Source organism: Bhargavaea sp. CC-171006 (genome assembly GCF_009761675.1).
GTDB lineage: Bacteria > Bacillota > Bacilli > Bacillales_A > Planococcaceae > Bhargavaea > Bhargavaea changchunensis.
In genome coordinates this window covers 100,961-125,657 of record NZ_QUZH01000003.1, presented here as the reverse complement: position 1 = coordinate 125,657, position 24,697 = coordinate 100,961, and the positions used below count along the sequence as shown (strand labels likewise).

Annotated in this window: 23 protein-coding genes; 20 read left to right on the top strand and 3 right to left on the bottom strand. The window is 54.8% G+C overall.

Annotated elements, in window-relative coordinates; genetic code table 11:
* Nucleotides 1-45: 45 nt before the first annotated feature.
* The 8 genes from DZC51_RS01005 to DZC51_RS00970 all read left to right on the top strand — a co-directional run bounded on the left by DZC51_RS01005 (nucleotide 46) and on the right by DZC51_RS00970 (nucleotide 6,859).
* The gene (locus DZC51_RS01005; protein WP_157293493.1) at nucleotides 46-525 is read left to right on the top strand and encodes a flavin reductase family protein; all 480 of its coding nucleotides are present in this window, start codon (nucleotides 46-48) and stop codon (nucleotides 523-525) included.
* A gap of 47 nt (nucleotides 526-572) precedes the next feature.
* Nucleotides 573-1,556 (top strand): catechol 2,3-dioxygenase, encoded by a 984-nt coding sequence (locus DZC51_RS01000; protein WP_157293492.1) that lies wholly within the window; start codon nucleotides 573-575, stop codon nucleotides 1,554-1,556.
* 83 nt (nucleotides 1,557-1,639) lie between these two features.
* Nucleotides 1,640-2,554 carry an acetaldehyde dehydrogenase (acetylating) gene (locus DZC51_RS00995; protein ID WP_157293491.1) on the top strand — a complete coding sequence of 305 codons (915 nt, stop codon included), beginning with the start codon at nucleotides 1,640-1,642 and terminating at the stop codon, nucleotides 2,552-2,554.
* Nucleotides 2,551-3,564 carry a 4-hydroxy-2-oxovalerate aldolase gene (dmpG, locus tag DZC51_RS00990; protein WP_157293490.1) on the top strand — a complete coding sequence of 338 codons (1,014 nt, stop codon included), beginning with the start codon at nucleotides 2,551-2,553 and terminating at the stop codon, nucleotides 3,562-3,564. Before DZC51_RS00995 ends, dmpG begins: the two co-directional genes overlap by 4 nt.
* Nucleotides 3,565-3,577: 13 nt before the next feature.
* Nucleotides 3,578-4,354: a 2-keto-4-pentenoate hydratase gene (locus DZC51_RS00985; RefSeq protein ID WP_157293489.1), complete on the top strand. Its 777-nt coding sequence runs from the start codon at nucleotides 3,578-3,580 to the stop codon at nucleotides 4,352-4,354.
* A gap of 19 nt (nucleotides 4,355-4,373) precedes the next feature.
* Nucleotides 4,374-5,165, top strand: a complete 792-nt coding sequence (locus DZC51_RS00980; protein ID WP_157293488.1) for a 2-keto-4-pentenoate hydratase — start codon at nucleotides 4,374-4,376, stop codon at nucleotides 5,163-5,165.
* Between the two features lie 24 nt (nucleotides 5,166-5,189).
* Nucleotides 5,190-5,390, top strand: a complete 201-nt coding sequence (locus DZC51_RS00975; protein WP_157293487.1) for a 2-hydroxymuconate tautomerase — start codon at nucleotides 5,190-5,192, stop codon at nucleotides 5,388-5,390.
* Nucleotides 5,387-6,859 (top strand): aldehyde dehydrogenase, encoded by a 1,473-nt coding sequence (locus tag DZC51_RS00970; RefSeq protein WP_157293486.1) that lies wholly within the window; start codon nucleotides 5,387-5,389, stop codon nucleotides 6,857-6,859. Before DZC51_RS00975 ends, DZC51_RS00970 begins: the two co-directional genes overlap by 4 nt.
* 233 nt (nucleotides 6,860-7,092) lie before the next feature.
* Here DZC51_RS00970 and DZC51_RS00965 read toward each other — a convergent pair whose 3' ends face one another.
* Nucleotides 7,093-7,536: a hypothetical protein gene (locus DZC51_RS00965; RefSeq protein ID WP_232524037.1), complete on the bottom strand. Its 444-nt coding sequence runs from the start codon at nucleotides 7,534-7,536 to the stop codon at nucleotides 7,093-7,095.
* Nucleotides 7,537-7,878: 342 nt separating this feature from the next.
* Nucleotides 7,879-8,688, bottom strand: a complete 810-nt coding sequence (locus tag DZC51_RS00960) for an MBL fold metallo-hydrolase (RefSeq protein ID WP_370513666.1) — start codon at nucleotides 8,686-8,688, stop codon at nucleotides 7,879-7,881.
* A gap of 106 nt (nucleotides 8,689-8,794) precedes the next feature.
* Here DZC51_RS00960 and DZC51_RS00955 point away from each other — a divergent pair, with 106 nt between their 5' ends.
* The 12 genes from DZC51_RS00955 (at nucleotide 8,795) to DZC51_RS00900 (ending at nucleotide 23,915) form a co-directional block, all read left to right on the top strand.
* Nucleotides 8,795-10,132, top strand: coding sequence for a D-serine ammonia-lyase (locus DZC51_RS00955; protein ID WP_157293484.1), 1,338 nt, complete (start codon nucleotides 8,795-8,797; stop codon nucleotides 10,130-10,132).
* A gap of 285 nt (nucleotides 10,133-10,417) precedes the next feature.
* Entirely contained in the window at nucleotides 10,418-11,116 is a 699-nt protein-coding gene (pcrB, locus tag DZC51_RS00950; protein WP_157293483.1) for a heptaprenylglyceryl phosphate synthase, read from the top strand.
* A gap of 68 nt (nucleotides 11,117-11,184) precedes the next feature.
* Nucleotides 11,185-13,437 (top strand): DNA helicase PcrA, encoded by a 2,253-nt coding sequence (gene pcrA, locus DZC51_RS00945; protein WP_157293482.1) that lies wholly within the window; start codon nucleotides 11,185-11,187, stop codon nucleotides 13,435-13,437.
* Nucleotides 13,438-13,605: 168 nt separating this feature from the next.
* On the top strand, nucleotides 13,606-15,609 hold the full coding sequence (ligA, locus tag DZC51_RS00940) for an NAD-dependent DNA ligase LigA (protein ID WP_157293481.1): 2,004 nt from the start codon (nucleotides 13,606-13,608) through the stop codon (nucleotides 15,607-15,609).
* A 19-nt stretch (nucleotides 15,610-15,628) separates the two neighbouring features.
* Nucleotides 15,629-16,720: a CamS family sex pheromone protein gene (locus DZC51_RS00935; RefSeq protein ID WP_198304028.1), complete on the top strand. Its 1,092-nt coding sequence runs from the start codon at nucleotides 15,629-15,631 to the stop codon at nucleotides 16,718-16,720.
* A 69-nt stretch (nucleotides 16,721-16,789) separates the two neighbouring features.
* On the top strand, nucleotides 16,790-17,080 hold the full coding sequence (gene gatC, locus DZC51_RS00930; RefSeq protein WP_157293480.1) for an Asp-tRNA(Asn)/Glu-tRNA(Gln) amidotransferase subunit GatC: 291 nt from the start codon (nucleotides 16,790-16,792) through the stop codon (nucleotides 17,078-17,080).
* A 24-nt stretch (nucleotides 17,081-17,104) separates the two neighbouring features.
* The gene (gene gatA, locus DZC51_RS00925) at nucleotides 17,105-18,574 is read left to right on the top strand and encodes an Asp-tRNA(Asn)/Glu-tRNA(Gln) amidotransferase subunit GatA (RefSeq protein WP_157293479.1); all 1,470 of its coding nucleotides are present in this window, start codon (nucleotides 17,105-17,107) and stop codon (nucleotides 18,572-18,574) included.
* On the top strand, nucleotides 18,571-20,001 hold the full coding sequence (gene gatB, locus DZC51_RS00920) for an Asp-tRNA(Asn)/Glu-tRNA(Gln) amidotransferase subunit GatB (protein WP_157293478.1): 1,431 nt from the start codon (nucleotides 18,571-18,573) through the stop codon (nucleotides 19,999-20,001). Before gatA ends, gatB begins: the two co-directional genes overlap by 4 nt.
* Nucleotides 20,002-20,303: 302 nt before the next feature.
* Entirely contained in the window at nucleotides 20,304-20,921 is a 618-nt protein-coding gene (locus DZC51_RS00915; protein WP_157293477.1) for a superoxide dismutase family protein, read from the top strand.
* 71 nt (nucleotides 20,922-20,992) lie between these two features.
* Nucleotides 20,993-21,562, top strand: a complete 570-nt coding sequence (locus tag DZC51_RS00910; RefSeq protein WP_157293476.1) for a thioredoxin family protein — start codon at nucleotides 20,993-20,995, stop codon at nucleotides 21,560-21,562.
* Between the two features lie 148 nt (nucleotides 21,563-21,710).
* Nucleotides 21,711-22,625, top strand: coding sequence for a diacylglycerol kinase (locus DZC51_RS00905; protein WP_157293475.1), 915 nt, complete (start codon nucleotides 21,711-21,713; stop codon nucleotides 22,623-22,625).
* A 327-nt stretch (nucleotides 22,626-22,952) separates the two neighbouring features.
* Nucleotides 22,953-23,915, top strand: coding sequence for a nuclease-related domain-containing protein (locus DZC51_RS00900; protein WP_157293474.1), 963 nt, complete (start codon nucleotides 22,953-22,955; stop codon nucleotides 23,913-23,915).
* Nucleotides 23,916-24,071: 156 nt separating this feature from the next.
* Here the strand turns inward: DZC51_RS00900 and DZC51_RS00895 are convergent, their stop codons facing one another.
* Entirely contained in the window at nucleotides 24,072-24,506 is a 435-nt protein-coding gene (locus tag DZC51_RS00895) for an NUDIX hydrolase (protein ID WP_157293473.1), read from the bottom strand.
* Between the last annotated feature and the right edge of the window lie 191 nt (nucleotides 24,507-24,697).

Sequence of the window (24,697 nt, the reverse complement as noted above, 5' to 3'; positions counted from 1 at the left end):
GTCGGACTGATCGTAAGGTCAGGAATCTCAAAAGGAGGGTTTCCAATGGATGATCGTCAGTTCAGAAATGCCATGGGGAATTTTGCCACGGGTGTCAATGTCATTACTACAGAAGTGGACGGAGACGTACACGGGATGACAGCAAATGCCTTTATGTCCGTCTCACTGGATCCGAAGCTGATCGTGATTTCAATCGGTGAAAATGCCAGCATGCTGGATAAAATCCGGAAGAGCCGGAAGTACGCGGTGAACATCCTATCCAATGACCAGAAGGATCTCTCGATGATCTTTGCCGGACAGATCAAGGAAAAGCACCACGTCGAATTTGAATGGCTGTCCGATCTGCCGGTCATCAAGGACTGCTCGGTTCAAATCGTCTGTGACGTCGTCAATGAGCATGTTGAGGGAGACCATACGCTGTTTATCGGCAAAGTGGTCGACCTGAAGCTCGAAGACTGCTCGGATCCGCTGCTCTTCTACAAAGGCCAATATCAATCTCTGGAAAAAACGGGTGCTGTGATCTGACGGGACTCGAGCTGTCCATCAAATAAAAATCCTTAGGGGGATTAGTAATGACTCAATTCAAAGAACCGGTTTTCGATGTCGCACAACTGGCGCATGTGGAACTGCTGTCACCGAAGCCGCAGGAGACCGTCGAATTTTTCACTCGATTTTTGGGGATGAGCGTTACCGCCCGTGAGGGGCAATCGGTCTACCTCAAAGCTTATGAGGATTCGTACCAAAACACACTGAAGATCACCGAATCCAAGGATGCCGGCCTGGGGCATGTCGGATGGCGCACGCACACGCCAAAAGCACTCGAACGCCGTGTCCAAGCGGTCGAGGCAACGGGCCTGGGCAAGGGCTGGATCGACGGGGATGTCGGGCATGGCCCGGCGTATCAGTTCACCACGCCTGATGGACACAACATGGAGTTGATGTTCGAGGTCGACTACTACAAGCAGCAGGACGGAGAAAAGAGCCGCCTCCTGAACCGTAACGTCAAACGCCCGGATCGCGGTGTTCCCGTGCGCCGCCTGGACCATATCAACCTGATGACGTCCGATACGGCGAAAAACACGGACTTTATGCTCGATGCCCTCGGCTTCAGGCTGAGAGAGCAGATCCAGGATCAGGGAACGCCCCTCGGCAGCTGGATGAGCGTCTCCAACCTGGTCCATGAAATCGCCTTTATGCAGGAGCCGAACCAGGTTCCGGGAAAACTTCATCACCTGTGCTACTGGTACGGTATTCCTCAAAATCTGTTCGACATCAGCGACCTGCTGAAAGACAACGATTACCATATCGAAGTGCCTCCAAACAAACACGGGATCAGCCAGGCGTTCTGCATGTATGTGCACGAGCCCGGCGGCAACCGGATTGAACTGTTCGGTGATGCCGGATACCTGATTACGGACCCGACGTTTGAGCCGGTCATCTGGGAAATGAAAGACACACCTGGTTACGGAGATACGTGGATCGGAACGGCGTTCCCTGAATCGTGGTGGACCCAGGGCACTCCGGTGACACTCCCGGAAGTCATAATAGCCAAATAATGAATGGAAAGATCCCTTTAAAAGAGTGTGAACTTTTTTAAGGAATCTTCCATTTACATAATGGAAGGAAGGTGGACGAACAGATGGCGAAAATTAAAGCAGCGATTCTGGGATCCGGTAACATCGGGACAGATCTGATGTATAAGATTTTGAAGAATGACGGTGCCATGGAGCTGGCTCTTGTAGCCGGCATTGATCCTGAATCGGAGGGGCTTGCCAGGGCGCGGGAAGCCGGGATTGAAGCGAGCCATGATGGAATTGACGCCATATTGGCAGATCCGGACATCCGGATTGTGTTTGATGCGACCAGCGCCAAAGCACATATCCAGAATGCAGAGAAGCTCGAAGCCGCAGGGAAAATGGCCATTGACCTGACCCCGGCAGCTGTGGGTCCTTACCTGGTGCCGCCCGTCAATCTCGACGATCATATCGGAGCGAAGAATGTGAACATGGTATCCTGCGCGGGGCAGGCGACAGCACCGCTTGTTTATGCGGTTTCCAGAGTGGTTCCCGTCCACTATGCCGAAATGATTGCAACAGTGGCCAGCCGTGCGATCGGACCGGGAACCCGTCAGAATGTCGACGAATTCACACGGACGACAGCAAATGCCCTCATGGAAGTGGGAGGGGCCAAAACGGCCAGGGCAATTCCTGTTTTCAACCCTGCCGAGCCTCCGATCACCATGACCAATACGGTCTATGCCGTCATTCAGGAGAAAGACTTTGATTTCGATGAAATCCGTAAGTCGGTCCATGAAATGGTCAAGGACGTTTCTGAATATGTACCGGGCTATCGCCTGAAAGGGGAACCGCTCCTCGACGAGCGGGAAACCCCGTGGGGACGGCTGCCTGTCATCGTCATCATGAATGAAGTGGAAGGTGCCGGTGACTTCTTCCCGAAATACGCCGGGAACCTGGATATCATGACCGCTTCGGCCAGAAAGGTCGGAGAACTGTATGCCAGCCATTTCCTTCAGAAAGAGGAGGTCGGGCAATGAAAGCGCCAAGAATTACGGATACCACTTTGAGAGACGGAGCGCATGCCATCAGCTATAGCTTCACCGAAGAACAGGTCAGGGAAATCGTGGGTGGACTCGACCGGGCAGGTGTCCCGGTGATCGAAGTCAGCCATGGCGCAGGACTGAACGCCTCCACCATTCAGCAAGGCTTTTCGAAAACACCCGAATTCGATCTGATCAGGGCAGCGGTCGAGACCGCCGAAAAGGCGAAAATCGCTTCCCTGTTCGTGCCGGGCATCGGGACCAGTGAAGAATTGAGAAAAGCAGCCGAGATCGGCATCGGGGCGATCCGGGTGGCAGTGCACTGCACGGAAGCAGATGTGACGGAACAGTATATCCGTCTGGCCAAAGAGCTGGGCATCGAAGCGGTCGGATTCCTGATGATGTCGCATACCCAGCCGGCCGAAGTGCTTGCAGAACAGGCGAAACTGATGGAGTCCTACGGCGCGGACTGTGTCTATGTGGTTGACTCCGCGGGGGCGCTCGTTCCGCAGGGAGTCAGGGAGCGGGTTTCCGCCCTGAAAGAAGCCCTCTCGATCGACGTCGGTTTCCATGCGCACAATAATCTGGGGCTGGCCATCGGCAATTCAATCGCTGCGCTGGAAGCGGGTGCGGACCAGATCGACGGAACCGTCCGGGCACTCGGTGCGGGTGCCGGCAATGCTCCGACAGAAGTGCTCGTGGCAGCCTTGAACAAGATGGACCTGAACACGGGCATCGATTTGTCCCAACTGATGGATCTGTCCGAAGAGGTCGTGGCGCCGATCATGCCGGGACCGATTGTCATTGACCGTGATAATCTGTCCAGCGGCTATGCCGGTGTCTACAACAGCTTCCTCCTGCATGTCAGACATGCGGCAGAAAAGTTTGATCTGAATCCGACTGAAATCATGGAAGAACTCGGGAAGCGTCAGGCCATAGCAGGCCAGGAGGACTGGATCCTCGATGTCGCCCTTGAACTTGCGAAAAAGAAAAAAGTGACCGTATAAAGGAGGAATTGGCTTGGCCGTACATGAAGCAGCTGCAAGATTGCTGGAAGCGGAAAGGTCCAAACAGGCCATCCCGCCTTTGACGGAAACCTATCCGGGCATCACGGTGGATGAAGCCTACCACACCCAACTGGAAATCATCCGCCGCAGGGTGGAGGACGGGGCCATTGTCGTCGGAAAGAAAATCGGTGCGACCAGCAAGGCCATTCAGAACATGTTCGGTGTCCATCAGCCTGACTATGGACATCTGCTGAATGACATGATGCATACAGAAGGAGAAGTCATTTCCCTGGAGAATTTCATCCAGCCGAAAGTGGAGTTTGAGATTGCCTTCAAACTGAAAAAGGATCTGAAAGGCCCGAACGTCACGGTCATGGATGTCATCGAGGCCACCGATTATATTGCTCCGGCGATTGAAATCATCGACAGCAGGATCGGCGACTGGAAAATCGCGTTTGAAGATACCGTGGCTGACAACGGGTCATCGGCAGCTGCGGTGATCGGCGGAAAACCGGCCAAGCTGGACGGGATCGACCTCGCCCATATCGGCATGGTCGCCTATAAAAACGGTGAAATGATCGATTCCGGAGCCGGGGCTGCGGTGCTGGGAAGCCCATTGCGTTCTGTCGCATGGCTGGCCAATTCATTGGGTAAGTATGATGTTTCCCTCAAAGCAGGGGAAATCATCCTATCCGGTGCACTGACGAGCGCAGTCGAGGCAGAGGATCAGGATACGTTCACGGCTGAATTTGACCGGATCGGTTCGGTCAGCGTCACATTCAAGCGCTAATGAAAAGGGTGAAAAACCGTTGATTAAAACAGATGTAGTGGATGTCATTGCACAAGAATTGTTTGCCGCCGAAAAAAATAAAACGGCAGTGGATCAATTCGTGGACCGCTATCCGGAACTCGACGAGGCGATGGCCTATCAGGTCCAGGACCGGCTGGTTTCCAAGAAAGTGGAAGCGGAAAACACGAAGCAGGTCGGCTGGAAGCTGGGCCTCACGAGCAAGGCGAAGCAGGAGATGATGGGCGTCCACGAGCCGTCTTACGGCGCACTGCTGGGGAGCATGCAGGTGAATGAGGGCGAGCCGGTTTCGATTGCCCCATTCATTCACGCCAAGGCTGAACCCGAGATCGCCTTTGTACTGAACAAAGAGCTTAAAGGCCCGCATATTACGGTGGCCGACGTATTGGATGCGACGGAATATGTGGCGCCTGCCATCGAAATCATCGACAGCCGATTCTTTGGCTACAAGTTTACACTGGCAGACGCGGTCAGCGACAATTCTTCCTCTGCCAAATTCATCATCGGGGAACGCTTCTACAAGCCGGATGACCTGGACCTGAAACTGATGGGCTTTGTCTACAGGAAAAACGGAGAAGTCAAGGCGACCGGTGCCGGAGCGGCCGTGATGGGGCACCCGGCAAGGGCGGTTGCCTGGCTGGCCAACAAGCTGAATGAAGTCGGCAAAACCTTGAAGCCGGGGGAAGTCGTCCTCAGCGGTTCTCTATCCGCTGCTGTGGAGGTCAAGCCTGGAGACCAGTTCACCGCAAGCTTTGACGGAATCGGTTCGGTACAGGCCGTATTCACGGAATAATTCAGGTCGGGTGGGAAGAGAGACATGCCATTCATACAAGTCAATATTTTAGAAGGAAGATCCCCGGAGAAAAAAGAGCAATTCATTCGAGAAGTGACCCATCTGGCTTCGGATATTCTCGATGCACCGGAAGAGACAGTCCGGGTCATGATCAACGAAATGAAACCCGAGCATTGGGGCATTGCCGGTGAATCTGTGAAGAAGCGGAGGGAGAAAGCAAAATGACAACCGTGAAAACCGAAGTCAAAGAAGTCGGGCTGTACATCAACGGGGAATACGTGCCTTCAAGCGACGGCGAAACCTTTGAAGTGACCAACCCGGCCAATCAGGAACTGATTGCGAGGGTTAGCGAAGCCACTGAAGAAGACGTGGACCGGGCCTGCCGCGCAGCCAGAGACGCATTCGAGAACGGCCCGTGGAGAAAGATGCCGATCGAGGAGCGGGCCGCCAAGCTCCGGAAAATGGCCGATATCATTCTGGAACGGAAAGAAGAAATCGCACGCAACGATGCAATGGATGTCGGGAAGCCGTATGAAGCAACGCTAAACGGCGAGGTTGCGCGTGCCGCCCACAACATCCGTTTCTTCGCGGACTTTGCGGAAAAGCAGGGTGCGGAAGCCTACCCGATGGGCGAAGAATACATCAATTATACGAGATACGAGCCGGTCGGCGTGGCGGCTCTGATCACGCCATGGAATGTTCCGTTCATGCTGACGACATGGAAGCTCGGCCCGTGCCTGGCCGCCGGAAACACGGCCGTGATCAAACCGGCCGAAAACACCCCGCTGTCTGTGTCCCTCCTTGGTGAAATTGCCAAAGAGGCGGGGATTCCGGACGGTGTGGTCAACGTGGTCCAGGGCAAAGGCAGCGTCGTCGGTAATGCACTGACGACCCACCCGGAAGTCGATCTGGTTTCCTTCACCGGCTCGACGGCCACTGCCAAGCACATCATGGAGAGCGGCGCAAGCACGCTGAAAAAAGTCTCCTTTGAACTGGGCGGTAAAGCGGCGAACATCATCTTCGAAGATGCCGACCTTGAAAAAGCGATTCCGGGATCGATCCGTGCCGCTTTCTTCAACTCGGGCCAGGTGTGCCTTGCAGGATCCCGGATTCTCGTCCAGCGCTCCATTCTGGATGAATTCCTCGAGAAGTTTAAGCAAGCCGCACAAGCGATGAAAGTGGGCGACCCGCAGGAAAAGGGCACGGATATGGGGCCGCTGGTCAGTGAAGATCACTATAAGAAAGTAACCAGCTACTTTGAAGTTGCAAAACAGGAAGGTGCCCAGCTGATCAGCGGAGGCAAGCGTCCGGAGCTTCCTGAGAAGCTTAGCGAAGGCTTCTACCTGGAGCCGACCATTTATGTTCACGAAGATCCGAAAGCACGGATCTGCCAAGAAGAGATTTTCGGACCGGTAGTCACGATCATTCCGTTCGATACGGAGGAAGAGGCGCTTGAGATTGCCAACGACACTCAGTACGGCCTGAACGGCGTCGTCTGGACAGAAAACCTGAAGCGGGCACACCGTATCTCGCACGGCGTGCGTGCAGGAACGATCTGGGTCAACTGCTGGTTCGTCCGCGACCTCCGTGCTCCGTTCGGCGGCTTCAAGAAAAGCGGCATCGGCCGTGAAGGCGGAGAGCACAGCATGGCCTTCTTCACGGAAGCGAAGAATATTTGTATTGCATTGAACTAAAGAAAGAGAAGGCGCAGATGCAGCCGTTCAGTTGAGTGGTGCAAACAAGCGAATTAGCACCGCAAATAGCAGAGGTTTTATCAAGACATTAAATTAGCACCCAGATGGGTGCTTTTTTTGGCTATGTTAGAGAAATGCACATAAAAATGAGCTGGGAAATGTATCTCCAAGCTCATTATAATTTGACGTCATTTTTACTGAAGCATCCGTTAGTTTAAGTAGGAATAGCGGGTTTAATGGTATCGAAACCAAACAAACCATCCTTTTTCCTTACTTTTAGCTAAAAATATTTGACCTTGGGCTAAGTCAGCTCCAGGTGCTTTGGGGAAATCTAAGCGTACAAGCCATGACTTTTCAGCAATTTCTTTGCCACAAAAGGTTTTAGCCATTCCAAAATAGTCTTCTTCTATTTTATTACCAACTGTATTAGGGAAAGGTTTGGCAGTTACTACATTCCACTTAGCATATAGATCAGGTAATTCCTCTAATCCAGTTCCATAAGTTTTTGGTATTAAAGTATTTAACGCTTCTATTACCTCTTTTTTATCCTTAAGCGATGTTCTCTCTAATTCACTTAATACAGGACAATGTTTAGGCTGTGCATAAGCTTCAAATGATACCAAAGAAAATAAAGATATGATTAAAATCGTTACAATCGATACATATATTTTTTTCAAGATAAATTCACCTCTTTTCTAATTACTATCTCCAATTAGAAAAGAATTATTAATACGTTTTAGCAGTCATTTAAGCACGATTTTTGGATGTACAAATTCTTTTGCGTCCGTCAAAACACATGCTAATTAGGGGTCTGATTCCGACGAAAAGAATTTTCTGTCCTTCGGAAAAGACAATATCCGAAAATACCTGTTGTCTGGCTTTCAGAAAGCCGCCCGAATAAAAGAAGCGGTCATAGATTGGCGACCAGACCCTGTAGACGATTCTGTTCCAACGGTTATTCATGGTTTTAGCTTCCTAACTGTCCATGCTGTTGCAATTCGACGCATTCACCCGATTAATCAGGGTGTTGTTTTTTTGATGTCTGCAATAACCGAGTTCACGATATGCAACGAGTCCCATTCACCGCCAGAAACGCTGATAATCGGATAATCTTTTGGATACAGCGCCTTTCGGATGTCTTCGGCCGGGAGGCCCTTTTTATGCAGTGCTTCCACTTCACCATAGATGTACTCGAGATGGTCCAGCTTTTGCTGCAGCATTTTCTTACCGTCGGGGACATAGCCGGCGTGGCAGCAAAAAAGCGGTCCGAAGTCGAGCTCAAGCAGACTGCGGATTGAATTCATCCGATCCGGAATGGATTCATCCGCCATGATCACCTTCGTTTTTGGAGACACGTACAGGTCACCGGAGAAGAGAGCGCCGGACTGTGGGTCAAACAGGCTGATGTGGTCCTCCGCATGTCCGGGTGTATGAATCACTGCCAACTGGCGAGTGCGGGACTGGATTGTTTCGGAAAGCGGCTGGGCAATGAAAGGCCTGCGCTTTCCCCATACCGCTTGGCGGTAGGCAGGGTAAGGGGTGTCCTTGGCACAGATGCCGATACCCTTTTCGTGAATGAAGACGGGCACGTCACGGTGCTTCAGGATGGCCGGGACATTCCCTGAATGATCTTCGTGGCTATGTGTCAGGACGATCTGATCGAAAGATGCCTGTTCAAGATGGGGCATGATGTCAGCTTCGAGGGATTGCGGGCCGGTATCGACCAGCATGCCGTCGGTGAGAAAGGAAAAGACTTTTCCCATGACCGGGTGAGTCAGTTCAAGGCAGGTTACGTTATTGTGGTCGTATGTACGGAGCAAGGCAGTCACGTCTCCCTTTGTGATGAATAGTCATTCATTTTATTAATTAATTCGGGAAAGTTTACAGGATTCCTGCTTTAATAGAGAGAGCAGATTGTGAAGGGGGACATTCAGGATGAAGATTGCAGGGAAGACAGTTGAAGAGTGGACGGGCGAACATCCGGTCATCGGTGAGATCATGAAGGCGGAGGAAGTGTTCTGGGAAAACCCGATATACGGGTCTGTTCATGAGACAGAGACCGGCCTATCGATCAGTGATGTAAAGGACGCAGAGGCACGCCTCAAACGGTTTGCACCGTACATCGCGAAGGTGTTTCCGGAGACAGAAGCTGCTGGCGGCATCATTGAATCGCTGTTGAAAGAAATCCCTGAAATGAAGAAATGGCTGGAAGGGGAGGCCAGAGTAGAAATTCCGGGACAGCTGATGCTCAAGTGCGATAGCCATCTGCCGATTTCCGGTTCCGTGAAGGCGCGCGGCGGCATCTATGAAGTACTAAAGCATGCGGAGGATCTGGCTCTGGAGCATGGACTTCTCAAGGAGTCGGATGATTACTCGGTGCTCGCCGAACCCCGCTTCCGTGAGTTCTTCTCCAAGTATTCGATCACGGTCGGATCAACCGGGAACCTGGGGCTCAGCATCGGCATCATGAGCGCCAAGATGGGCTTCCGGGTGACGGTCCATATGTCGAGTGATGCGAAAGAGTGGAAAAAGAACATGCTCCGCGAAAAGGGCGTGAATGTCATCGAGCATCCGGACGACTACAGCAAGGCAGTCGAAGAAGGACGCCGCCAGTCGGAGGCGGATCCGAATGACCACTTTGTCGATGATGAGAACTCGAAGACCCTGTTCTTCGGCTATTCAGTCGCCGCGTTGCGCCTGAAAAAGCAACTGGAGGAGCAGGAGATCGAAATCGGCGAGGAGCGGCCGCTATTCGTTTATCTGCCGTGCGGCGTCGGCGGGGGGCCCGGGGGCATTGCGTTCGGCCTCAAGCAGGTGTTCGGAGACCATGTCCACTGCTTTTTCGCGGAGCCGACCCATGCGCCTTGCATGCTGCTCGGTCTCGTCACCGGAAAGCATGACGAAGTATCGGTCCAGGAATTCGGCCTGGACAACAAGACGGATGCGGACGGTCTTGCGGTCGGCCGCCCGTCAGGTTTCGTCGGTAAAGTGATGGAACGGCTGCTTGCCGGTTCGTTTACCGTGGATGACGGCAAGATGTATCGGCTGCTGGCGAAGATGAGCGAACTGGAAGACATCCGGCTTGAGCCGTCCGCTTTGGCGGGTGTGCCGGGTGCGGTGCATGTCGCCAAGTCCGGGTTCGATGCTCTGGTTCATCCGGGGATGAAGGACCGGATGGACCGGGCCGTCCATATCGCCTGGGCGACCGGCGGTGGAATGGTGCCTGAAGATGTGATGGAGTCGTATATTAATAAGGGAAGACAATGGATGTAACGCCGGCCGAGTGCCGGCGTTTTTTACGTTCGTCTAGGGGAAAGCGCGCATAGAAAGCCCGCAAGCGCGCATAGAAACGGGTTGAGCGCGCATAGGACGTCGCAAACCGCGCATAGAAACCTATGCGCGGTCACCCGCTGTCTGCAACGGGCTTTTCTCCCGTCTCACTCCACAAGAATACCTCTCCTGAAACACTCCTTTCCGGGCGACCCCAAAACAGCCGCCGGATGGAGTCTTTTTTGTTATAATGGGGGGACGCAAACTATAGACAGGTGGTACTGCATCATGGAGTTTCTAGAATGGCGGCATGTTTTTAAACTGGACCCGGCCAAGGAGATCAGTGACGAAGCACTTGAGCGGGTGTGCGAGTCGGGCACGGACGGCCTGATCGTCGGCGGAACCGACAATGTGACACTTGATAATGTGCTCGCGCTCCTCATGCGGATCCGCAGGTATTCGGTGCCGGTCGTCCTCGAGGTATCAGACGCAGAGGCGATCACTCCGGGCTTTGACGGATTCCTCATTCCGAGCGTCCTGAACACCGACGACGCCTCTTGGGTCAAGGGCCATCAGTTCGCGGCGATCCGCGAGTACGGCGACCTTATGGACTTCAGCGAGATTCTCTCAGAGGGTTACGTCATCCTGAACCCTGACTGCAAGGCGGCCAGGCTCACCGGAGCAAAAGCGCCTCTTGAGACTGAAGACGTCATCGCCTATGCGCGGCTTGCGGAGCATTTCTTCCGCCTGCCCGTCTTATACCTGGAGTACAGCGGCACGTATGGCGACTCGGAGACGGTGAGCCGCACGGCGCGAGTGCTGAACAACACCCGACTCGTCTATGGCGGCGGCATCCGCGGAGCGGAACAGGCCGCCGAGATGGCGCGATACGCAGACACGGTCGTCGTCGGAAATATCATCTATGAAGACCTGAAAGCGGCTTTGAAAACCGTCCGCGCAGTGAAAGAAACGGAAAAGACTATTTGATATAAAAATAGAGCAGACTGGAGGCGAACTCCCGTCTGCTCGCACGCTTCATCAGAAAGGAGCCACCCATGGAAACCATTTCAAACAATCTCCTCAATGGCATGAACCCGGAACAGGCGAAGGCGGTCCGCACCACCGAAGGGCCGCTTCTCATCATGGCCGGAGCGGGATCCGGCAAGACGCGGGTCCTGACTCACCGGATCGCCTACCTGATCGTCGAAAAACAGGTGTATCCTTCGAAAATCCTCGCGATCACATTCACGAACAAGGCCGCACGCGAAATGCGCGAGCGGATCGACGGCCTGCTCGGGCCTGGCACGGGCGAGCGCATGTGGGTCTCGACGTTCCACTCGATGTGCGTCCGGATCCTGCGCCGCGAAATTGACCGGATCGGCTACTCCAAGAACTTCTCGATCCTCGACGGCTCCGATCAGCTGACCGTCATCAAGAACATCCTGAAAGAGCAGAACCTCGACCCGAAACAATACGAGCCGCGCTCGCTTCTCGGGACGATTTCAAACGCGAAAAACGAATTGATTGACGCGAAGTCGTTCCAGGAACAGGCGAATCAGTTCAACCCGTTCGAGAAAACGGCCGGCGAAGTGTATGCCGCTTATGAAAAGCGCCTCCGAAAAAACCAGTCGCTCGACTTCGATGACCTGATCATGGTCACAATCAAATTGTTCGAGCAGATGCCGGAAGTGCTTGAGTTCTACCAGAACAAGTTCCAATACATCCACGTGGACGAGTATCAGGATACGAACCACGCGCAGTACAAACTGGTCCGCATGCTTGCCGACAAGTTCAAGAACCTGTGCGTCGTCGGCGATTCTGACCAGTCGATCTACAGATGGCGGGGGGCCGACATCGGCAACATCCTGTCGTTCGAGAAAGACTATCCGGACGCGAAAGTCATCATGCTCGAGCAGAACTATCGTTCCACACAGCGGATCCTGAAGGCGGCCAACGACGTCATCAAGAACAACTCGAGCCGTTATGACAAAAACCTCCGGACGGAAAACGCCGAAGGGGAGCACATCTACGTCTACAAAGCGTCCGATGAAAAGGACGAGTCCCAGTTTGTCGTCTCGAAGATCCTCGAGCTGCAGGAAAAGGAGAACCGCAAGCTTACCGACTTCGCCGTCCTCTACCGGACAAACGCCCAGTCCCGGATGATCGAGGAATACCTTGTCAAGTCGAACTTGGATTACACGATCGTCGGAGGCACGAAGTTCTACGACCGCAAGGAGATCAAGGACCTGCTTGCCTATCTCCGGCTGATCGCGAACAACGACGACGACCTGTCGCTTGCGCGGATCATCAATGAGCCGAAGCGCAGCATCGGGGCGACGACATTCGATAAGATTGCGGCCTATGCAATCCAGAACGACCTGTCGATCTTTGATGCGCTCAAGGAAGTCGACTTTATCCCGGGCCTCCAGCCACGCGCCATCAACCAGGCGGCCGGGTTCCGCGACCTGATTGCAGGATTCACGCAGATGCAGGAATTCCTTTCGGTCACCGAACTCGTCGAGGAAGTGCTCGAGAAGTCCGGCTACCGCGCGATGCTGAACAACGAGAAGACGATCGAGTCGGAAAGCCGCCTTGAGAACATCAACGAATTCCTGTCCGTCACGGAGTCCTTCGAGAAGCGCGCCGATGAAGACGAAGGCGACAAGTCACTGGTCGCATTCCTGACCGACCTCGCGCTGATCGCGGACATCGACTCCCTAGATAAGGAAGAAAACGCGTCGAACGAGCAGATCGTCCTCATGACGATGCACTCGGCGAAGGGGCTCGAATTCCCGGTCGTCTTCATCATCGGGATGGAGGAAAACGTCTTCCCGCACTCCCGCTCGATAGGCGACGATGATGAGATGGAAGAAGAGCGGCGGCTTGCCTATGTCGGCATCACCCGGGCGGAAGAGAAGCTGTTCCTCACGTCCGCGCAGTATCGCACGCTCTACGGACGGACAAGCTATAACAGCCCGTCCCGCTTCATCACTGAAATCTCCCAGGACATCATCGAAACTGTCGGCGCCGGCGGCTCACAGCCGGACTACAGCCGCACGCCGATCTCCGGCGGCGGGTTCGGCGGCCGCCCTGCGGCACGCCCAGCCGTCCGGCGCCCGTCCGCACGCAAAAACGGTGCCTCCGTCGGCTGGCAAGCCGGCGACAAAGCGAAGCACAAAAAGTGGGGCGAAGGCATGGTCGTCAGCGTCCGCGGAGAAGGGGAAGACAAAGAGCTCGACATCGCCTTCCCGGAACCGGTCGGCATCAAGCGCCTCCTCGCCAAATTCGCACCGATCGAAAAGGCGTAAGAGGGCCGGAGTTGCCACTAGGGGCATGAAATTGCCGCATGGCTGCCCGATTTGCCGCATGGCCCCCGGAATTGCCACATGGCCGCCTGATATGTATCATGGTTGCCTCGCCAACCCATATCCAACATCAAATTGATTTCATATATCGTCGAGCCGGAGGGATCCGTTATGGAAGATCAACTTCAACTTGAACAGCGTGTAAAGGAGCTGCACAAGCTCCTCAATGAATATGGGCACGCCTATTACGTCCTTGATAAGCCGCTCGTGCCCGATTCGGAGTACGATGCACGGATGCGTGAGCTCATCGACCTCGAGGAACGCCATCCGGACCTCATCATGCCGGACTCCCCGACGCAGCGTGTCGGCGGAGAAGTGCTCCCGGGCTTCACCAAAGTCGTCCATGATACGCCGATGCTGAGTCTTTCCAACGTCTTCAACGAAGAGGACATCCGTGAATTTGACCGCCGTGTGCGGGCGGATGCGGGGGACGTCACCTATGTGTGTGAGCTGAAGATCGACGGATTGGCCATTTCTCTGAAATACGAGAACGGTCGATTCAAACAGGGTGCGACCCGCGGTGACGGGACGGTCGGTGAGGACATCACGACGAACCTCCGCACGATCCGTGCCATTCCATTGAAGCTCAGTGAGGACGTCACGATCGAGGCACGCGGGGAAGCGTACATGCCGAAAAAGAGCTTCATGAAGCTGAACGAACACCGCGAGGAAGAAGGGCTGGACGTATTCGCGAACCCGCGGAACGCGGCAGCCGGTTCTCTCCGTCAGCTTGACCCGAAAATCGCCGCCAAGCGCAACCTCTCCGTCTTCATGTACGGTATTGGCGGGGAAGGCGCGGCTTATGGGCTTGATGCCCACTCCGAGGCGCTCGACTACCTGGACCGGCTCGGCTTCCGGACAAACCCTGAACGCCGCCGCTGCCAGGATATCGATGAAGTCATCGCCTATATCGAATCGTGGCAGGACCGCCGGCAGGATCTCTCCTATGAGATCGACGGCATCGTCATCAAAGTGGACAGTTTTTCCCGGCAGGAAGACCTTGGCTTCACGGCCAAGAGTCCGAGGTGGGCAACAGCCTACAAGTTTCCGGCGGAAGAAGTCGTGACTACGCTCCTCGATATCGAGCTGACTGTCGGCCGGACGGGTGCCGTCACGCCGACTGCGATCCTGGAGCCGGTGCGCGTCGCGGGGACGACCGTCGCACGTGCGTCGCTTCACAACGGTGACCTGATCCGTGAGAAGGATATCCGGATCGGCGACCAAGTCGTCATCAGGAAAGCAGGGGACATCATCCCGGAAATCGTCATGTCGCTTGCCGACCAGCGCGACGGCGATGAAGAAGAATACCGCATGCCGACGGAATGCCCGGCCTGCGGTAGCGAACTCGTCCATCTTGAAGACGAAGTCGCACTGCGCTGTGTGAACCCGCAATGTCCGGCACAATTGCAGGAATCGGTCATTCACTTTGTCTCGCGCAATGCCATGAACATCGAAGGCCTCGGCGAGAAAGTCGTCGCCCAGCTGTTCAATGAAGGCCTGATCCGGGATGCGTCAGACCTCTACAGCCTGACCGAAGAACAGCTGATGGAACTTGAGCGGATGGGCGAGAAGTCCGCATCGAACCTTGTGTCGGCCATCACCCGTTCAAAGGAAAACTCGCTGGAGAAGCTGCTGTTCGGCCTCGGCATCCGCCATGTCGGGCAAAAGGCAGCGCAAATTCTCGCCCTGGAATTCGGCACGCTCGATGCGCTAAAGGAAGCGACGGAAGAACAACTGACCACCATCCACGAAATCGGGGAGAAAGTGGCGGACTCCGTTGTGACTTACTTCGACAATGAAGACGTGCAGAAAGTGCTCGGCAAGCTCACGGCGGCTGGCGTCAATACCGTCTATAACGGCCCACGAAAGCAGGACATCCCGGAAGACGGACTGCTCGCGGGCAAGACGGTAGTCCTTACGGGCAAGCTCGAACAGTTTTCCCGGAGCGAGGCGAAGTCGGCACTCGAGTCTCTGGGGGCGAAAGTGACCGGCAGCGTCAGCAAAAAGACCGACCTCGTCGTGGCAGGGGAAGACGCCGGATCGAAGCTCCAGAAGGCGGAAGACCTCGGCATCGAAGTATGGGACGAGGCGGCACTCATCGAAGCAATTCAGTGACCAAAGGGGATCTGCACCAGTGAAGATCAAGACAATCACCGCGGCCGCCATCGCCGCGCTGCTGCTTTCCGGCTGCATGCCGAAGAGCGACCAGCCGGAAGAGGCAACGGACCAGGCAAAAGAGGAGCAGGAGACGCGGGTCATCATTCCGACCCACCAGCTGGAGGAAGAATACTACCGGATGCTCCTGCCTTATAAGAAAAGCGCATCATACGGCCTTGTCGTGAGCATGCTGAACTCGCAGTACAATATCGCGGAAGTCGAGGGCGGGCTGATGCGCCTGTCACGGCAGCACTTCCCGACTGACGAATACTATTACCAGGAAGGCCAGTACCTCGACCAGGAAACCATCCTTTCCTGGCTGGGCGGCAAGGATGAAGAAAATAATCCTGAAGGCCTGAACCCGGCGGGCAATGAATCCCCGCGTTACATCGCCCATATCCTTGAGCAGAACTACCTGAAACGCACGGCGGAGGACAAGATCCGCCTTGAGGGAGTCTCGCTCGCAATCGCGCTGAATACGGTGAATACCGTTACCGGCGACAAGCTTTCTGCCGCACAGGTCGAGGAAAACGGCAAAAAAGCCGCTGCACAGATCGTCAAGCGCATGCGGGGCATCGAAGGTTTGCAGGAAGTGCCGATTATCATCGGCCTGTTCAGGCAGAGCCCGAAAGACGATATCGTTCCGGGGAACTATTTTGCCACAGGGGTGGCGGAAAAGGGCAAGGACGTGCTGTCGGGATGGGACTCTGTCAATGAGGAATATGTGCTGTTCCCGACAAGCTCCAGCGAGGATCGCTACCGGGACGTCGACACGGGCTTCCGGAATCTCAAGCAGGATGTCGAGAAGTACTTTTCATCCTTCGTCAACGTCATCGGCACAGGCTTCTATAAGGATGGACAAATTGCCTCGCTCGACATCGACGTTCCGATCGAGTTCTACGGCAATGCGGAAATCATCGGCTTCACCCAATACCTGACCGGGCTGCTCGTGGATCACTTCCCGGATATTCATGTGGAGGTGAGCATCACCTCGACGAAAGGACCGGAAGCGCTCATCGTGAAGAAGCGCGGGGAAGCCGAGCCGTACACCCATATTTATCATAACTGATGATGGCTTTCGTGATATGATAGCGGAGGCAGAGACAGAGGATATTTTGCACGATTGGAGGAGACAGTTATGGCAGTGATCACAAAGGATCAGGTGAAGCACGTCGCGAATCTCGCACGGCTCGCCATCACCGAGGAAGAAGCGGAACATTACACCGAAAAACTTGCATCGATCATCGAGTTTGCCGAGCAGTTGAACGAAGTGGACACATCGGGCGTCGAACCGACGACACACCCGGTACCGCTCGTGAATGTGCTCCGGGAGGACAAGCCGTCCAAAGGGCTCGACCGCGACCTGATGCTGAAAAACGTACCCGAGCATGAAGATGGCATGGTCAAAGTGCCGTCCATCCTGGGCTGACGGACAGAGGAGGAAAACAGAAAGATGACGCTATTCAATCATTCCGCTAAAGAGCTCCAGCAGCTCCTACATAGCAAGGAAGTGTCCGCCGTCGAACTGACGGACGAGGCGTTCCGCCGCATCGGCAAAGTCGACGGCGACGTCAAGGCCTTCCTTGCGCTCAATGAAGAGCAGGCAAAGGCGCGTGCCGCCGAGCTCGACAACACGCCGGCGGACCAGCGCGGCCCGCTTCACGGCCTGCCGGTCGGCGTGAAAGACAACATCGTGACAGAAGGCCTCGAGACGACGTGCGCGAGCCGCATGCTCGGCGGTTTTGACCCGATCTACCATGCGACGGCTGCGAAAAAGCTTGATGATGCAGGCCTGATCACAGTCGGCAAGGTGAACATGGACGAATTCGCAATGGGCGGCTCTACCGAGACCTCGTATTACAAAAAGACGGCGAACCCTTGGAATCTTGACTATGTCCCGGGCGGCTCGTCCGGCGGCTCCGCCGCTGCGGTTGCAGCAGGCGAAGTGCCGTTCACGCTCGGCACCGACACAGGCGGTTCCATCCGCCAGCCGGCGGCCTACTGCGGCGTCGTCGGCATGAAGCCGACATACGGCCGCGTATCGCGCTACGGCCTGGTCGCGTTCGCTTCATCTCTTGACCAGATCGGCCCGATCACACGCACGGTCGAGGACAACGCATTCCTGCTGTCCGCGATCTCCGGCCATGACCCGTTTGACTCCACGTCGTTCGATATCGACGTGCCGGACTTTGCATCGGCACTGACTGGCGACATCAAAGGCCTCAAGATCGGCATCGCTTCAGAGTACCTCGGTGAAGGCGTCGGGGAAGCGTCCCGCAACGCGGTCAAAGACGCCATCAAAGTTCTGGAATCGCTTGGTGCGGAAGTGGAGGAAGTGTCGCTGCCTCATACGAAGTACGCGCTTCCTGCCTACTACCTGCTGAGCTCTTCCGAAGCATCCTCGAACCTGGCACGTTTTGACGGCATCCGCTACGGATACCGCGCGGAAGGCATCGAGAACCTGGAAGACCTCTACAAGCAGACCCGTTCCGAAGGCTTCGGCGACGAAGTCAAAACCCGGATCATGCTCGGCACATTCGCCCTCAGCTCCGGCTTCTACGACGCCTACTACAAAAAGGCACAGAAGGTCCGCACACTCGTGCGCGACGACTTCACGAACGCATTCGAGAAGTACGACGTCGTCATCGGCCCGACTTCGCCGACCCCTGCGTTCAAGCTCGGTGAACAGATCGACGATCCGCTCACGATGTACGCGAACGACATCCTGACGATTCCGGTCAACCTTGCCGGCGTACCGGCGATTTCGGTCCCTTGCGGATTCGATAATGGCCTGCCGCTCGGCCTCCAGATCATCGGCCGCCACTTTGACGAGTCGACCGTCTACCGTGTCGCTCACGCGTTCGAGCAGTCGACCGACTTCCACAAGCGGATGCCGGAAATTCGGGAGGGATTGGAACAATGAACTTTGAAACCGTCATCGGACTTGAAGTCCACGTTGAACTGAAAACAGACTCGAAGATTTTCTCCCCGGCTCCGAACCATTTCGGCGCGGGACCGAACACCAATACACATGTCATCGACCTCGGCTATCCGGGCGTTCTCCCGGTGCTCAATAAGCGCGCTGTCGAGTTCGCCATGAAGGCCGCGATGGCCCTGAACTGCGAGATCAATCAGGAGACGAAGTTTGACCGGAAGAACTACTTCTATCCGGACAACCCGAAAGCTTACCAGATCTCCCAGTTCGACAAGCCGATCGGCGAGCACGGCTGGATCGAGATTGAGGTCGAGGGCAAGAAAAAGCGCATCGGCATCACGCGCCTCCACCTCGAAGAAGATGCGGGCAAGCTGAACCACACCGACAAAGGCTACTCCCTCGTCGACTACAACCGCCAGGGCACGCCGCTGATCGAGATCGTTTCCGAGCCGGACATCCGCACGCCGGAAGAGGCTTACGCGTATCTTGAAAAGCTGAAATCGATCGTCCAGTACACGGGCGTTTCCGACGTGAAGATGGAAGAAGGCTCTCTTCGCTGTGACGCCAACATCTCGCTGCGTCCTTATGGCCAGGAAGAGTTCGGCACGAAAGCCGAGCTGAAGAACCTGAACTCCTTCAACTTCGTCCGCAGGGGCCTCGAGCACGAACAGAAGCGCCAGGCGGAAGTGCTGCTTGCAGGTGGCATCATTGAACAGGAGACCCGCCGGTTCGACGAGTCCACCGGCAAGACGATCCTCATGCGTGTCAAGGAAGGCTCCGACGACTACCGCTACTTCCCGGAACCGGACCTTACCGACCTGTCCATCGACGATGAGTGGATGGAGCGCATCCGTGCAGAAATTCCGGAACTTCCGGATGCCCGGAAAGAGCGCTACGTGAGCGAACTTGGCCTCCCGGCATACGACGCGATGGTCCTGACGCTCACAAAGGACATGTCCGACTTCTTCGACGCGACGGTCCAGGCCGGCGCTGACGCGAAGCTGGCTTCCAACTGGCTCATGGGCGAGGTTTCCGCCTACATGAACACGAACCAGAAAGAGCTTTCCGACACCGGCCTCACGCCGAACAACCTCGCGGGCATGATCAAGCTCATCGAGGAAGGCACGATCTCCTCGAAGATCGCGAAGAAAGTGTTCAAAGAACTCGCCGACAACGGCGGCGACGCGGAGAAGATCGTCAAGGAGAAGGGCCTCGTCCAGATCTCCGACGAAGGCGAACTCCTGAAAGTCGTCACCGAAGTGCTGGATAATAACCAGCAGTCGATCGACGACTTCAAGGAAGGGAAAGACCGTGCCGTCGGCTTCCTCGTCGGCCAGGTCATGAAAGCGACGAAAGGCCAGGCGAACCCGCCGCTCGTCAACAAACTCATCAACCAGGAAATCCGCAAACGCTGATTTCGGAGACCGTCCTTTTGGGCGGTCTTTTTGCTTTGGATAGGGTTGCGTGGTGGTGAATGTGCAATCTCAGGGACGGAACATGCAGACTCGGGCAACCAACATGTAAACTCACGACAGCATATGGATTCACCGCCCATTGGGTCAAATCTATTAGTCTTTATCTTGAAGCGGGGAACTTATCACAGCTATCGTTACTTCCGGCCTTTATTGACGTTACATAAACAGACCTTCTCTCCCGGTTTATTCATGTCCTCTTGGTCAATAGAAGAGGGAGCGTATTTTTGAAGGGAGAGGTGTAAATGAAGAAGCTGTGGGTTGGAGGAATGGCAAGCGGATTGCTGGCGGCAGTATTGGCCGGCTGCGGAGGACAGGACCAGGGGACGGACAATGGAGAAACGGACACGGGCACCGAGGACACCGAAAAAACAGAAACCGTGCAGGAGGATACCGGCCATAATCCGGCGGAGGATGTTCTTGTGCAGTTGGAGGATGTGGAAGGACAACCGGCGGGTCAGGCGGTGTTCAGTGATCTTGGTGAAGGAACCGTCCATGTGGAACTGGCCGTCGAAAACCTTCCGGCCGGCACACACGCTTTCCATGTGCATGAGAAAGGAAGCTGTGAAGCACCCGACTTTGAGTCAGCCGGCGGCCACTATAACCCCGGCGGCACTGAACACGGCAAGGACAGCGAAAACGGCCCTCATGCCGGTGATTTCGAGAATATAGAAGTTGGTGAAGACGGCACGGCGAATGTAGAGTTCGACACGGATCAGATCTCCCTGCAGGAAGATGCCGACAATACCCTGTTCACAGAAGAGGGCACAGCGCTCGTCATCCATGGCGGAGAGGATGATTACACCTCGCAGCCGTCCGGGGACGCCGGTGAGCGGATCGCCTGCGGCGTTATCCAGAAGTGATTCAATATTGAAACTGAATGATGGTCCCTTTGACTGAAATTCAGTAAACTGGATTCAGGAGGGGATGTCAGATGAAAACGGAACAGCAATACTATGAAGAAGGAAAAACGCTCGCCGATTATATGGAGGGCATGACGACCCATAAGGAAAACAGCCAGAAAGTATATGAAAGCTTTAAATTGCCGCAGGGCGATGAGCTCATCGGGCTCCTGAAGGAAAAGCAGCCGCATATTCTGGTCATCACTGAAGACTGGTGCGGGGATGCGATGATGAACAACCCGATTCTCCGGCACATCGTCGAAGCGGCCGGCATCGAGGCGCGCATCGCCTACCGCGACGCGGACACTGAACTGATCGACCGCTGGCTCACGAACGGCGGCCGATCGATCCCAGTCTATCTCCTTTTGGACAAGGACGGGGACGTGCTGGCTAAGTGGGGCCCGCGTGCGCCACAGGTACAGGAATACGTGATGGAGCAGCGCGAAACACTACCTCCGAAGGACGCTCCGGACTTCGAGGAAAAGCAGAAGAAACTGTTCAAGAATCTCTACGTCGAGTACACAACCAATGCGGACTATTGGCTGTGGGTTTACGAAGATATCCGCCGCACATTCATGACGGCGCTTCAGAAACAGGACTGAACTTACGGCTTGCGCGTTCAGCCGGACAGGCATATGATGAAGGAAAGGGGAGTCGGCGACCGCCGGCTTCTTTTTGGTGGACACCGCAACATTTGACGGGACCCGCCGTCATATCCTATATAAGTACTCAAGAAGCGAGAGGACAACCATGACCAAACGTGCACGCATCATCTATAACCCGACGTCAGGCCGCGAAATTTTCCGAAAGCACCTTCCGGAAGTGCTTGTCCGTCTGGAGGAGGCCGGCTATGAAACCTCCTGCCACGCCACGACCTGCGAAGGTGACGCGACAGAAGCTGCCAAGGCCGCTGTCGAGCGAGGCTTTGACATCATCATTGCAGTAGGCGGAGACGGCACGCTGAACGAAGTCGTCGCGGGTGTCAGCGGCTACGAAAAACGGCCGAAGCTCGGATTGATCCCGATGGGGACGACCAATGACTTTGCCCGTGCCGTCCATATCCCGCGGGACATCGACGATGCGCTCGATATCATCATCGCCGGTGAAACGATCCCGGTCGACGTCGGCATCGTCAACGACCGTCACTTCATCAACATCGCAGGCGGCGGCAAGATCACCGAGCTCACCTATGAGGTGCCGAGCAAACTCAAGACCGTTCTTGGGCAGCTTGCCTACTACCTGAAGGGCATCGAGATGCTCCCTTCCATCAAAGCATCACGCGTCCGGATCGAATACGACGGTGAAGTGTTTGATGACGAAGCAATGCTGTTCCTTGTCGGACTCACCAACTCGGTCGGCGGCTTTGAAAAACTGGCACCGAACGCCAGCATCAACGACGGCCGGTTCAGCATGTTCATCCTGAAAAAATGCAATCTCTATGAATTCATCCGTGTCGTCAGTCTGGCGCTCCGCGGCGAGCATCTGAACGACCCGCTCGTCATCCATGCCAAACCGTCAAAGATTGAAGTCACTTCCGATGAGAAAGTGCAGCTGAACCTCGACGGCGAATTCGGCGGTCTCTTGCCGGCACGCTTCGAGAACCTCCACCGCCACATTGAAATGTTCGTCCCGATCGATCAGATCAAGGAACAGGACAGAGTGTGATTGCGTGAACCCCCGCTTCGGCGGGGGTTTTTTGTTTGGGGGAATGCGAAAGTGACGAAAGAGGGTGCGAAAGTGATGAAAGGGACCGTGAAAGTGATGAAAGGACCTCCGAAAGTGATGAATCAGCCCTTGAAAGTGACGAATCACCATTTATTTTCGAAAAAGCCATCTTTCAATTTTGAGGCGATATAGTGGGTCATAATTCGAATATGGAACAGTTTTCGATGTCAAAATCATAAAGTGCTCGGATTACCGGCATTCCAGCGGTATTCTCTATTAACGTAATGCGTGCTATGGTGGGGGAAACGTGGGGGCGGAGGTTGGGATTTGGGGGAATCGGTTCAATTACTGCATGAGGCCGCGTTGGATATGCTGCTCAATATGCCGGGACTGGAACAACGGTCAAGAAGTGTTATTGAGAAGAGACTGTATTCGCTGAGGGCAGGTATGGCGGGGGAGCGGAAGGTGCTTCAATATCTGTTCAACTTGAACCTGCCGGTCGAGGTTTTATGGGACGTCAATCTAAGGCTGGCACCAAGGCATTACGCACAGATTGATGTACTTGTGCTGACACCTTTTCACGCGATGATTTATGAAGCAAAGAACATGGCGGATCGGCTCAGATTCGAATCCGATCCATCCCGCTTGGATAAGTTGGATGCCGAGGGGAGGCTTGTCGCAAGCTATGAATGCCCCATGCTCCAGCTGCAGGAAGAGATGGCCAACCTGCGACAATGGTTTTATGATCACGATATCGCATGCGCCGTTGACGGGGCAGTGGTGATGACCGGAAGCGCGATGATTGAAAAGCCTCCCCGTGGCGGCAAGATATTTAGAATCCGGCAAATAAGGAATCATATTTTAGGTGATTATCACGCCGGCGGGGGACGGACTCAAAACGAGATCAGGGAGCTGGCGGAGTATATTCGCAATCGGAATGAACCTTATATGCCATTTCCCTTGATCGAAAAAGTCGATTTAGCCGCCACTGAACTTTTTTGGAAGCCCGTCTGCCCGAAGTGTTGGAGAAAGTTGGAGAGAGTCACAAAGCGGCGATGGGTATGCCGGTGTGGATGGGAGACGACGGATCCCTACACACATACTTTGGAGAGGTGGTTCCTGCTGCGGAGCTCTTCGATTACGAACGAGCAAGTCCAACATCTGTTTGGCATGTCGCAGACAGCTGCGGCTAATCTGCTCAGAAAATATCCGCTAAAGAAGGTCGGCCAGAGCAAGACGACGACCTATATATGGAGGTATAAGGGGCGGCTGAGACGGTTGCCAAAGTGAAAGTGATGAATCGCGTTCCGAAAGTGATGAAAGAGGGCGCGAAAGTGACGCAACGCCCCCTGAAAGTGACGAAACACTCCCCGAAAGTGACGCAACGTCCCCGCCCCACAAACAGCAAAAAAGATCCGGCTCGCGGCCGGATCTTTTCGTCTTTCATTATAAGGCGTCAATCGCCATATCCTGTTTTTCTGCAAGGTCGGGGATGTCACTGAGGGGCATCCAGCGGATTTGGAGCTCGAGTCCCTGGTCCTTGCCTTCTCCCGTAACGGTGTGCTCCCATTCATCGGGACCGTTCCCCTTATACTCAAGCTGGAAAATGGTGCGCTCGTATTTCCGGTCACGGTGACGGGGGAAGTACGTGTTTTTCGCTAGCTTGCCGATAAGGACCAGGTCATCCTTCAGGATCCCTGTCTCTTCTTCGATTTCGCGATAAAGCGCATCCATCAGAAGTTCGCCGCGGTCGATCGTTCCGCCCGGCACTTGCACACCCGATTCGGGATGATCCTTCATCGTGTAAACGAGCAACTGCTGGCCCGGCCCGTCTCCGCGAGTAATATAAGCCAATACTTTCTTCCTGAGTTCAACCATCATAACGGCCGGCACCTCCTTTGTGTGATTCATACATTATACCTAATTCTTAGAAATTTCGCAACACTAAGTGTCAAGAATCTGTCACTTGACCTCAACCAAATTGTCATAGCAAGCTCGGAAATCTGCCTTATTTCCTGCGTTATTCCCCCATAAACCAAGGGTATACTGGTTTAAGAAAGAGAGGGATGCCC